Here is an 11,826-nt window from a genome sequence, read left to right on the forward strand (position 1 = left end):
CCGGACATCTCCCGCAGGAGAGGCCCGGACTGGCATGCTCATCGACCCGCCCCCTGCCAGGTCGCCCTTGAGGGGTCGGGTCCGAGGTAACGGGCACGCCGCGATGCGACGTACGCTCAAGGCTCAGCGACGGCGCACCATTACCTGGCCAGTTGCGTCAGGATGGCGTGGGCCGCTTTCACCCTGGCCGGGATAGGATAGTTGCGGTTGGCCAGCATGACGATGCCGATCCCTTTGGCCGGCACGAAGGCCACATAGGCGCCGAAGCCGCTGGTCGAGCCGGTCTTGTTGAAGAGCATCTGGCTCCCCGACTCCCGGGGCGCCGCCGTCGGATTGGCTTCGAGGATCACCTTGGCCGAATTGCCCGCCAGCAATGTCTGCTCGCTGACGGGATAGGGGTAACGCTCCCAGCCCAGTCCCTGGGTCATCTCCCCCACCGCATACTGGCCCTGGTGAGTCAGATCGATGGCCTGCTGCATGGCCGCATTATCCACCCCGCTGATGTTGGCCTTCACAAAGCGCAGCAGATCCGCCGAGCTGGTCTTGATGCCGTAGGCCTCGTCCGCCAGCATGCCGGGAGTGACGCGGATGGGCTTGTCCTCCTTCGAGTAGCCGTAGGCGTAGTGCCCCATGGCCTGCTCGGGCACATTGAGGTAGGTATGGTACAGGCCAAGCCCCGGCAGGATCGTCTGCTCCATCAGGCGATCGAACGGCTGCTTCATGCTGCTCGCCGCCAGATAGCCAAAGAGCCCGATGCTGGGGTTGGCGTACTGGCGATGGGAACCCGGCGAGTAGGCTGGGGTCCACTGGCGGTAGTAGGCCTGCATCTTCTCGAGCGAATCCACCTCCTCGGGGAATTGCAGCGGCAAGCCGCCCGCGCTGTAGGTAGCCAGCTCCCCCATGGTGATGTTGTCAAAGGCGGATCCCTTGAGCCAGGGGGCGAACAGACTCGCCTTGTCATCGAGCTCGAAGCCCCCCTGCACCACGGCGTAGGCCCCCAGCGTCGCGGTCAGGGTCTTGCTCACGGAACCTATCTCGAACAGGGTCTGCTCGCTGACACCGACTGCGCGCTCCCGATCGGCCACACCGTAGTTGAAATAGTGGGCCTTGCCATCCTTGAGCACGGCCACCGCCATGCCCGGGATCCTGTGCTCCTTGAGCAGCGGCCGGATGCTGGCATCCACCACGGGGCGCAGGGGATCGGTCGCCGCCTTGTCACCGGCATGAGCCAGACCGGCCCACATCAGGGTGGCCAGAGCGCCCCACAGGATGGATTGTCGTTGTTGCATTGCATGTCTCCTGACTGTCGTTAGCAAGGTATCGCCATGGCGGCGAGTGATGAACCCAGCATAGTCCCGCGAGGTGTGCTGCCGATGAGGCTCTGTGAAGTCAGTGTGAAGCCGCCCCCTCTTTTTACCCATGAAAAAGGGGAGCCATGGCTCCCCTTCAATCACCTTGCAACGCAGGCTTATTTCTGGTTCTTCGCGGGATCCTGGGAAAGTGGAAGTTGACAGACAGGGTGCTGGTAAACTGGTTGTCGCCAAACACACCACCACCATCACCCTGCTGTCGCCGTGCATCATATTGATATTGCCTCCTCATGTACAGGATCTTTAGCGCCAACCAATTGAAATAGATATAAAAAAGGCTTCGTTTGTGATCTAATTTTATCGCCAAACAAAATCAACACGCGCGAAGCCTATGACCATTATTAATGCTAATCACTATCTGGAGCAACTCCTGGCTCCCGCCGCACTCGAGCGCATTGCTCGGCTCTGCAAGTTTTGTCTGCGTCAGCGCGCCATTACCCCTGCCATGCTCGTACCTGCACTGTTGCGGGCCATGGGGGGCGACCAGGTCAATGACATTGCCAGCTTACACCGTCATTTCAATGCCTTGCAGCTGACGAAAGAGCATCAGGTTTCTTACAAACCGTTTCACAATCAGCTGCGTAAAGAGAGCTTTGCCCTGTTTATGAAAGCGCTGGTCGAACGGGCCATCGCCTTGCGTATCGACCATCAACTCAAAGCGGCCTCCCTCGGCGCGTTCAAGCAGGTGTTATTGCACGATGGCACCTCCTTCGCGGTGCACCGGCGTCTGGCGGCTGACTTTCCCGGCCGGTTCAAGACCATCAGTCCGGCGGCTATCGAGTGCCATATGACCATGTCTCTGTCGGAGCAGAGCCCACTGTGCATGAGTGTGTCTGCCGATACCGCAGGGGAGCGGCAATTTCTCCCTGAGGCTCACAAGCTGGCCAACTGCCTGCTGCTGGCTGACGCGGGTTACATTGACAGGGCCTGGTTTGAGCAGGTGAACGACGCTGGCGGATTTTATCTGGTGCGAGGAACGCAAAGCCTGAACCCCAAGATAATCCAGGCCTGGCGCGGTGATGGACGGGAAGTGCCAAAACTGGCGGGACTGTCACTGAAAGAGGCAGGACGGCGGCGCTGTCGGGCTGAGGTGCTGGATATGGTGGTGAAGTCCGGCAAGGTCGAGTACCGCTTGATCCGACGCTGGTTTGCCGAGGAAAAGCGGTTCTGCTTGTGGATGACCAACCTGCCGCGAGCGGCATGGTCAGCAGAGCAGGTGATGAGCCTGTATCGCTGCCGTTGGCAGGTGGAGTTGTTATTTAAAGAGTGGAAATCGCACAACCGGCTCAAGGGGTTTGTGACGGGGGAGAAAGCCATCGCCGAGGGATTGGTGTGGACGAGTTTGCTGTCGCTGGTGATGAAAAGGCGGGTCGCGCAGAGTGTGATGACAGGGAAGCTATCGATGTTGAAAGCGTCAAAGAACAGTACGACATGGTGGTTGCCGCTATTGGAAGCAGTGGCCCATAGAGCGCTGACAGAAATAAGGGAAAGACTGGAATGGGCAGCTGATTATTTGGCCAAGAACGCTTGCCGAACCAAGCAGAGAAAATCGATACAGAACAGGACCTTGGAAGGAGTTTTAAAGGGACTCAACGCTTAAGGTCCTGTACATGAATACATGTAATGTATAAATTAAGGAAGGTAGCTGCTCCTCGAGTTTTGCCGACAATTCAGATTCTGAGCATCTCGCTTCATCTGGTATCGGCTTTAGAGTGATATTCAGACATCGACTAACCAAGTCACTTTCCGTTACAAAAGTATGGATACCGTTCAATACAAGAGCGCAGCGCATATCCATGCTAAACTCTTCACCATCAGTGTATAATTTACGACCAGCAAGAGACCCTCCAGTGGCGACGACACAGAGACCATCGCTCAGTTCCTGACGTATAAATCGCAGGTTATCGTAAATCAGCACATGGTTATTCTGGGATGAAATCGCGATATCTTTGATGTTTTTCGGCATTGCCTGGCTAGGTACAGCACATGGATCAACTAACTGCCTAATTATTTTGTTGCACATAAAGGACTTACCCGAACCCGCTGGTGCTTTTACCACTAGTATCGGAAACGGTAGCTGGGCGGCTTTGGGGGTAGCGATTGTATATGTCAGCCACGCCAGCAACAGCAGTTTCTGTGCGTTGTTATTGCAGTTGAACAAGTTCAGCAATGCTTTGATATCAAACTTCTGGACTAACTCTGGCATAGCCAGCATGGTATTAGTTTCAGTAAAGAAAATACCTTCTGGCAGCGTGGAGACAACGCTGATACCAGTCCCCATATTCTGGAGGAAGCGACCGTTGCCCAAATTGTATATGTACCCTTCAAGATAGGGAGCCACTCTGTAGTGAACAACAACAGGAGGCGCATCTTCAAAAGCAAAGGCTTCAATCTCATCCAACACATCTTTTAGCCTATTTTCATTGAGGCGTTCGCCGCGACTTCTTGCGAAGGAGCGAATGGATGCTATGACTCTATCGGATTTGTGTGTATGGCATATCCCTGGTTGATTTTCATACACAACGTAAGGGCCCTTATAGAGCTTAACCGTAGCCAGATATGCTGTACTGAATTCAACCGCATCAAATTTCTTGCTCACCATCACACTACCCCCACTTGACCATCGAAAACACCATCCACCTTCACATTCAGCTCAAAACCGTCCAGCACTAAGGCACTGGCTTTCTTGAGTACTGCGATCGCTTTCGCTACCTGCTTATCTTGCTCCGCAATAGGAACTCGAATAAGGAACGCATCATGGATGGTCAGGCGTAGGTCGATACCCGCATCTACTAGGCCGATAACTGCACGACGCATGATGTCTGCACCAGCTGCCTGAACAGGCCAGTTGCGAACAGCAAGAGGGTTACTCAGCGCTGTAACGCGGGCTGCCCAGTCCAAACAGTTGACATAGCCGTCACGAAAAGCCAGCTGAGAGCGGTGGTTCAGCTCTGCATCGACACGGTAGAATATTTCTTTTAATGCTCGCCAGTAACGCTGCGCTACTTCAAGAGGTATCTTGTGCTCTTTGGCATAGGCAGCAGCAGATTGACCGTAAGAATGCGGTAGGACTAGCTTTTTAAGCGAATCCCTATCCAAACCAGCGAGATGAGGGTGGCTACCAATATGAAGATATAGGTCGCCAGCTAGGTAAGCTGTCAGGAGCTCTTGGTCATTCGCAAAACAGGCCGCTATAGCAGCTTCTTCTTGCCCGTAGTCCAGTAGTATGTATAAATACCCAGTGGTTGGGTTGAGGATAGACGGCCAGGACTTCTTTTTTAGGGAAGTCAGACTTGGTCCGTATGTTACATTTCTCCCTGTCGTCGTTGCGAATGGTTTCGAGTTGTGCCGAAGGATGAATACGTCATCGGTGTTCATGCTGATAAAGTCCTTGGATCGCCCAAGGGCAACAACATGACCCCCTTGAGCATTGTTGATTAGGGGTAGGAATAGAAGGGGGCGTATTTCTACGCCCTGTTGATGGATCTGTTGATTGAATTTGGCGTATTTTGATGGAATTTCTGTAAAAATAGATGATGGGGGATATTTGGGAGGTAGTGAGAAGTTGGGTGAGGTATTGTAGAATGGATTTTTGCTAGTAACTGTATTTGAAAGTAGTATTTTAGTAAATGGAGTATGGTAATCTGAATTACATAATATCATTGATCGTGTCAAGATTAATGTCGATGTTTAACGCGTAATCATCTGCCAGATTCGGACTCATGGCATTGCAACCTTCGTCATGGTTGTTTTCATTACATTTACCATCCTCATTAATGGTTGTTGTTGGTTTCGTGAGCTTCTTGAATATTGGGTGTTCCCGGTTAGATACAATTGAATGAGAAAATACGAGATCTAGTACAGTTTCGTATTCGATGTCTGATATAGGCTCGATATCCGAAGCGTCTGTCCGTTCGGAAAAGTCGTAAGCATCAATAAGGCGAGTAACGGAATAAATTTTAGAGCCTGCCTCAATAAGTTCTCTTTTGGCAGAGCTGTAACCATCCTTTGATTGAAGATTCACCTGCATCATACCCACCGTACCGAGCTCTGAGCGGTACGGTACAAACGCATACGGTTTGATCAAATCGCCAAATTCTTTTGCCAGAGATTGATCAACAGCATATAAACGTCTCGTGAACTCTGATTTATCGTTAACTATAAGCACATGTAGGGCTCGAGCAGTGTCCAGCATGAAACTTACATCATTTGGCGGTAGTTTTATTAATTGGCTTTGGGTCCAAGAAATTTTATCTACCAGACATGGCTTAAGCAAATCTAAAATAAGAGACATAAAAAACCCCAATAGATTAATTGATTTTCATACTCTCTAACATTCCGAGAGATTACTTTTCCAAATTGTTAAAGAGCATATTCTTTACATATATCGCCTGCCAATAAAAAAATGGCGCAGGCAACATATCAACTATGCTAAGCGCTCAGCACTTCCAGCGAGATGAATATTACCAAATTCAAAAGGATGTTCAAGCATGTATTTTCTATAGAAATGCCAATGCACTATTAGTTAAACAATATTTAACAATATTTTTTGAGTTGCATGGATATAAATATGGAAAGCGTTGCTGATAGAAATAAAAAACAGGTGTACCGTTGGCTGTTGTTTCTATTTTCAGTCCCCATTGAGGCTGTTTTTGCTTGGGGCGTTTGTTGCCAGGTTGTGTGTATTTTGGTGGTGAAAAAATATATTGATGGAACGATGCTGATGTCGGTCTCGTGAAGAAAATTTGGGGTGTAAGTCGGCGTTGTTGCCCAAATCAGCGATTAGGCCACAACTTCCCCAGACCCAGGTGATAGCTACACTTGGGGCTTTCTAACAGGCAGACCAAGGGCATTCAGTTTGTTCATCGCACACACGTAGGCCATGATCTCTCCCACTTGTCCGTTGTAGTTACGTAGACTGATTTTTCCCGTCATCAATTGTTTGAACCGATACATCGCCGTCTCGGCCAATGAGCGCCATGATACCCGGACTGCTGCTTCCAGTGAGTCAGCCCCTCCTTGCGCATCACCAGAACTGCTTCATTACGTGGATGCCCCTCTTCCCATAGACCGGCATTCTTGCGCGGTGGAATACAGGCCTTGGCTCCTTTGCGTTTTATCAGTTCATGGCTGGCCTTGGTGTCATATGCGCCATCGGCATACACGGTCCCAAGGGCTCGGCGTAGCGGATTGAACAGGGTCGGCAACACCCCAGCATCATGAACATTTTCCAACGAGGCCTCGGCTGCCACGATGTCGTGGGTCGCTGGGTCCACTGCCAGATGTAATTTGCGCCAGACCCGGCGCTTGTCATGGCCATGCTTTCTGACCTTCCATTCGCCCTCGCCAAACACTTTCAAGCCGGTGGAATCGATAACCAAATCGGTAACCTTGCCCTTGGGGAGCTGGCGGTATATCACCTTCACTGTACTGGCGCGCTTACTGACACAGCTGTAGTCGGGGGCACACAGCGGCACATTCATCAGCTCAAACAGCGAGTCGAGCATGCCCTGTGTCGCCCGCAGGGAGAGATTGAAAATGCCCTTGAGCATGAGAAAGGTACAGATGGTCTGGTCGGTGTAGAGGGAGCTTCGTCCCCGTCGGCCATGATGTTCTTGATGGAACCAGTTATGAACGACATTCTCATCAACCCAGAACGTTAGCGAGCCGCGATTGACCAGGGAACGGTTGTACTGTGACCAGTTGGATATGGCGTGAAGCGACTTGCCCATGATGATGATTTGAAGAGGGATTTGGTGATCAGATCGCCGTCTCCACCATAAGTTCAATTCAGGTCACTCTGATTTGGGCAACAACGCCGTGTAAGTCGTGACGGCGGTGGCGAGGCGTCGAACTACCCCCCGTCGAGCCGACACCACCGTCGAGACTTTTACTCTGTTGGCTGGTATTGAACGAAAAAAAGCGGGATTGCTCCCGCTTTCATGCCACCGACCTTGCTCTACTCGTACAAGCTGACGCTGCAATCCTCTCTGGATGCCATACAGTCTCGGGCTGGGCTGCCATCTTGTTCAATCTGATAAATCCGCTCCTTCTCTACTCGATATATAGCTGAGCTTGTCTTGAGGGGGATTGCGAACTGGCCTTTCCAATCCACAGAGCAGCTTGGCTCCTGGAAGCTGCCATTGTCGTCCATCAGGGATGCCCCACAGCTTTCGATCACCGTCAGGCCGCTCTGCTGGATCGTGATGAACTCCTCAGTGCCGCTTCCACCAGCAAAGTTGAAGCTACGCTTGCCGATGAAGGGGAGGGGCTGTTTCCCACGTAGAGCTGTTTGGGGAGCAACCTCTTCCTTCGCGGTCTCACACATCTTGCTCAACAGGGCATCGATCATGACATCCGGTTGTGGCTGGCCGTTTATCTCGAGCGCTTCAACGCTGAACCCCTTGCCTTGAACCCACATCTGAAGCATGCCCCGAACAGGTCTATCTCCATATGTGAACGTGCCACTCACGTTGACCAACTTGCGGCCATCAGCGGCTTTGCCTGCCGACCACAGGGGATCCTTAAAGAAGCTATCGGCCTGCTGCTCCAAGGTCACGCCTGGACAGCTTTCAAGTTCTCCCCCTTTCACGGTCAGCTCGTCCCATTTACTGAGCAATCCGGCTTGAGCCGCTGGTGCCATCAGCAGTGAAACACTGGCAGCCAGAACGAGCCTCTGTACCCTTACCATACCCATTGAAATGCCCTCACAGCCTGATAGTTGTAACGCTTGTCGAATTCTTCTTGGGATAGGCAAAGCACCTTGATGAACTCAACCAAAGAGAGCAGAACCGGGATCCCAGTGGTGCAAGCGGTCAGATAGATCAGACCCCAGCCCCAGTTACCGGCATAGAACTTGTGCAGGCCAATTCCACCACCAAAAAAGACCAGTAGGGCCATCAATACCTTTCGCTTACCTCTATGGTGAACTGTGCCTCCCGCTGGTGCTGGTTGAGTTGACGCAGGAACCGACGCCTGCTCACGGATAGGCCATGCGGCTGCATCGATAGGCAAGGGGAGCACTTCAGCGATCGCCTTTGCCTTCTTCTTGGCGGTGCCCCATGTGTCGATCGCATCAACGAAGGAGCCAGTCAGCGATAGCTCAACAATCCCTTCTTCTGGTGAACTGAAATGGACTGTCACGCGCAATCCGAATGGATTGATACCGTACTTCCAGGATGCTTCCAGTGTTCCCTTGGCTCGGTCAGCAACCTTGATAGTGCCACCCTCTGCTTGCAGGTGAGCGGCTACGTGTTCGAAGACTGTTTCATAGTCATCATGACTGCGTAGAACGAGGTCTGATAGCGTAGTTATCGTGGGAGATCCCATGTTTTTGCTCCTTGTTGGTTGAACTACAGATAGTGGTGATTTGCCCCGACAGGTGGTGTCGGGGATTGAAATAAGTGGTGTGAAAATGTGGCTTACATCCGGCTGAGCAGGGTCTTGAGGTCACGTTTGACCAATGTTTGGATCCCAGCTGGGCTGATCACTTCAAGGTGCGGCAGGTACGTTTTGATCACGGGTAGCAGCTGTGCACCATCGAATACCCTGCTCGCCAGCAAGACGCTGCCATCCTCCAGCTCTCGGATCAGTGCCTGCTCGGGGAGGATGTTCCGAAGCTTGAACTCGTGGGCGATAGGCGCGGCTGCCTTGATCACCACCTCGTGAGTAGGGATGGCCTCTTGCTCGATGAGGTGTTGAAGAAGTTGCTGCTGTGACTCGCTGATCGTTGCTGGCGTTTCTATCTGCTTGAGGCTGGCAATACTCGACAAAGGCTCGATAAATGGCGTATCCGCCGTTACCCCTGCCAAGTACCAGCGGCCTCGCTTATTGACCAGACGATATGGCTCAATCTCTTGCTCTACTGGCTCGCCCACCCATGTCAGCCTGACGTTGAGCTGTTGGCTGATTGCCTTGGCGAGTGGCTTTAACCATTGGTAGTGGCTGTCATCATCATCGAGTTGAAAGCCGGAAAGGACGAATACAGGTGTTGATGCAGGGTTGAGCCAGAGCTTGATCAGACTTTCGTGATCATCCGGGAACAATGCTTTGGCCCCGAGTTGCTCGCACAGTCTCAAAATGGCGGGAGTGGTGGTTCTCCCTAGATAGCTAGGGTCAAGCCAATAGGTTTGTCCGTCACGTTCCAGCGGTAGATAAGCCAGTCTGGCGTTCAGGTCTCGCTGGATCGTGCGAGCCGAGACATTGAACTCGTGGGCCAACTCGGAGATCACCAACCGCTGCCCGTTGTTGAGCTTGGTCAGGATCACGCCGAGGCGTTGGGCTAGGGTGTCGTGTTCTGCCATCCAGGGGAGCATCGTAGTCAAAGGTATCCAAGTGTCATGGAGGTGCCCGACAGGGCGTGTCGAGCCGGAATTTTCACGACGTGCAGGATTTTGGATAAGCAGAGTTGATATAGCGGCGGGCGAGTTGTTATCTACTGTAGGGGTAACTGGAAAGCACATGGATGAATGTGCAGGCACCACGGTACTATCGCAGATGTCTGATTGAGTTGACGGTAAATCTAGGGGATGGGGAACTGCGTTACGTCTGTAGGTCATCGGGTATCATCCAGAGCTGCACAAACCTTTGCCGCAAAGCAAATAGGTTAATCAAAAGGTTGATTTTTGATGTACGGTGCAACACTGGAGTCCCTACAACGCTAAGCGCGATCTAGAAGGGACGGCAAGTGCCTGTAAACGCCACTGCTCAAATCATATAAAACGTCTACGTGTGAGACCTTACCTAAGTATGGTGTTATAAATCAAGGGATTTTTCGTCGATTAGGGTAACTCAACTGGTGGTTTTTCTTGTTGCATGAAGCGTTTTGACACTATGCCGACGGTCGCGTCGAGGCGTCGAGTTTGTCCGTCAGCTCGTCACGACCGTCGGCATTTTTTCCTAAATTCCTCCGTTTTGGCTGAGTTGGGGTAGGGCTGAGTGGGCAGTGTTGCTGGGTATCAATGCCTGTTCCACACAGTTGGCCACTTGGGTACTGGTGTGTCTCAGCCTGCTGGAGTGCAGGTGTGCATATCGTTGGCTGGTCTGGCTGCTGGCATGACCCAACTGGGCTTGCACGTCATACAAGGTTCCGCCACTTGAGACGATCAAGGCTGCAACGGAGTGGCGGCAAGTATGGATACAGACTGGCCCTTCAATCCTTGCCCGCTTGAGCATCCGGTTAAATGGTCTGGTGACGTTGTTGAGCGGCTGACCCTGTTTCTGTCCTGGAAACAGATAGGGGTTTCCTTCGATAGGGTGGGTCTCCTTGATGATCTGCATGGCCATATGGTTGAGGTGGAGGATCCGGCTTTTCCCATTCTTGGTGTGGGAGATGAACAGGGTCAGCTGGGATTGATCGAGGTGTTCCCACTTGGCCAACCTCAACTCATCCTTACGCAACCCTGTGAGCAACAGCAGTTTGACGTACTGACCCGCATAACGGTTTTCATCGATATCCGCAGCCATAAAAAGCCGTCTGATCTCCCCTTTGTCCAGATAGCGGGTGCGTTGGTTGTTCTCGGTCAGGCTCTTGAGGTGTCTCATTGGGTGTTGTTCCAGATAGCCCATTCGAACACTCCAAGTCAGGATCGCTTTGAGTAAGGTGGTGATCCGGTTGCTGGTGGCTGGCTTTACCTTGCTCAGCAAGTTGGTTTGCAGGGCCTGGCCCTGCTCAAGCTTTATCTCTGACAGTAACCGTGATCCCAAGGCAGGTTTTAAGTGGTCACGAAAGCGTTGTGCATCATCCCGCCATGATCGTTTGTGGTGCATGGCATAGGGGAAGTAATGCTGTTCAAACAACTCGGTCAGGGTGAGTTCCTGCCGTTTATCTTCCTTCTGTTGCTTGGGGTCGATGCCTTGCGAAAGCAGACGTTTATAGTCTGTGGCGATCTCTCTGGCCGTGTTCAGGTCGACATCGGGGAAGCGGCCTATGGATATAGCCCGTTTACGTCCTTGCCAGAGATAACGAAGCAGGAATTTCTTGGAACCTTCACCTTTGCCTACCAGACATTTAAAGCCTGGGATCAGGGTGTCGCTGTATTCGGCTTCTGTTGATCTGGCATGGGGGGTGTTCGGTGGTAGGGCCTCAATGGCTTTTTGAGTGAAGCGAAATCGGGAGGGGGCATTTGCCATCGTCAGTCTCCTGTCATTTGATGTGGTGGGGTAGGGGGTGGTCTGCCCAAGCAAAAACAGCACAGGGATGTCAATTCCTTGTGCTGCCGGGATGAGGTTAGGGATTGACTGAGCCTAATGTTGGTCTCAAGCCAGAGGTGGAACAGGGCTTGGCCTACTTCCGGTCGATATCCGGTCTTCTGGGCGGGAAAATTCGCCAAACGTAGAAATTTGCTGTCGGTGGCGGCGAGCTGGCGAATTGACCTAAACGGTTCCCGACGCTCCGTCGCCACCGACGCGACTTTTTCATCTTTTTGCCTGAACGGGGTCAGTCAGGTGTCACCGT

10 protein-coding genes and 1 pseudogene are annotated in these 11,826 nt (G+C 52.3%); 2 read left to right on the plus strand and 9 right to left on the minus strand.

All coding sequences use genetic code 11. The features are described 5' to 3' along the window. Positions 1 to 140: 140 nt before the first annotated feature. Complete coding sequence (gene blaMOX, locus VF684_RS20445; RefSeq protein WP_236748032.1) at positions 141 to 1,289, minus strand: CMY-1/MOX family class C beta-lactamase; 1,149 nt, start codon at positions 1,287 to 1,289, stop codon at positions 141 to 143. Between the two features lie 412 nt (positions 1,290 to 1,701). On the opposite strand from blaMOX, the gene VF684_RS20450 reads away from it, so the two are divergent. Then, the gene (locus VF684_RS20450; RefSeq protein ID WP_041205731.1) at positions 1,702 to 2,970 is read left to right on the plus strand and encodes an IS4-like element ISAeme3 family transposase; all 1,269 of its coding nucleotides are present in this window, start codon (positions 1,702 to 1,704) and stop codon (positions 2,968 to 2,970) included. On the opposite strand, the gene VF684_RS20455 is transcribed toward VF684_RS20450, so the two are convergent. The 3 genes from VF684_RS20455 to VF684_RS20465 all read right to left on the minus strand — a co-directional run bounded on the left by VF684_RS20455 (position 2,950) and on the right by VF684_RS20465 (position 5,664). Beyond that, a complete protein-coding gene (locus VF684_RS20455; protein ID WP_440174383.1) occupies positions 2,950 to 3,972 on the minus strand; it encodes a hypothetical protein in 1,023 nt (340 codons plus the stop codon). The genes VF684_RS20450 and VF684_RS20455 overlap by 21 nt on opposite strands. Beyond that, complete coding sequence (locus VF684_RS20460; RefSeq protein ID WP_376900168.1) at positions 3,972 to 4,748, minus strand: DNA polymerase; 777 nt, start codon at positions 4,746 to 4,748, stop codon at positions 3,972 to 3,974. The genes VF684_RS20455 and VF684_RS20460 overlap by 1 nt, the downstream gene beginning before the upstream one ends. A 271-nt stretch (positions 4,749 to 5,019) precedes the next feature. Beyond that, a complete protein-coding gene (locus VF684_RS20465; protein WP_279459141.1) occupies positions 5,020 to 5,664 on the minus strand; it encodes a hypothetical protein in 645 nt (214 codons plus the stop codon). Between the two features lie 276 nt (positions 5,665 to 5,940). On the opposite strand from VF684_RS20465, the gene VF684_RS20470 reads away from it, so the two are divergent. Then, positions 5,941 to 6,108 carry a hypothetical protein gene (locus VF684_RS20470; RefSeq protein ID WP_279475044.1) on the plus strand — a complete coding sequence of 56 codons (168 nt, stop codon included), beginning with the start codon at positions 5,941 to 5,943 and terminating at the stop codon, positions 6,106 to 6,108. A gap of 77 nt (positions 6,109 to 6,185) precedes the next feature. Here VF684_RS20470 and VF684_RS20475 read toward each other — a convergent pair. The 5 genes and pseudogenes from VF684_RS20475 to VF684_RS20495 all read right to left on the minus strand — a co-directional run bounded on the left by VF684_RS20475 (position 6,186) and on the right by VF684_RS20495 (position 11,501). Beyond that, a pseudogene (locus tag VF684_RS20475) lies at positions 6,186 to 7,102 on the minus strand (IS5 family transposase). Positions 7,103 to 7,329: 227 nt separating this feature from the next. Further along, positions 7,330 to 8,067 (minus strand): hypothetical protein, encoded by a 738-nt coding sequence (locus VF684_RS20480; protein ID WP_376900172.1) that lies wholly within the window; start codon positions 8,065 to 8,067, stop codon positions 7,330 to 7,332. Then, positions 8,055 to 8,699: a TM2 domain-containing protein gene (locus tag VF684_RS20485; RefSeq protein WP_279459137.1), complete on the minus strand. Its 645-nt coding sequence runs from the start codon at positions 8,697 to 8,699 to the stop codon at positions 8,055 to 8,057. Before VF684_RS20485 ends, VF684_RS20480 begins: the two co-directional genes overlap by 13 nt. 92 nt (positions 8,700 to 8,791) lie before the next feature. Further along, positions 8,792 to 9,673 (minus strand): helix-turn-helix transcriptional regulator, encoded by an 882-nt coding sequence (locus VF684_RS20490; protein ID WP_279459136.1) that lies wholly within the window; start codon positions 9,671 to 9,673, stop codon positions 8,792 to 8,794. A gap of 595 nt (positions 9,674 to 10,268) precedes the next feature. Beyond that, positions 10,269 to 11,501 (minus strand): tyrosine-type recombinase/integrase, encoded by a 1,233-nt coding sequence (locus VF684_RS20495; RefSeq protein WP_440174384.1) that lies wholly within the window; start codon positions 11,499 to 11,501, stop codon positions 10,269 to 10,271. Positions 11,502 to 11,826 lie beyond the last annotated feature (325 nt).

The sequence above is a fragment of the Aeromonas sp. Lyrl_2 genome (assembly GCF_051948815.1).
Lineage (GTDB): Bacteria > Pseudomonadota > Gammaproteobacteria > Enterobacterales > Aeromonadaceae > Aeromonas > Aeromonas veronii.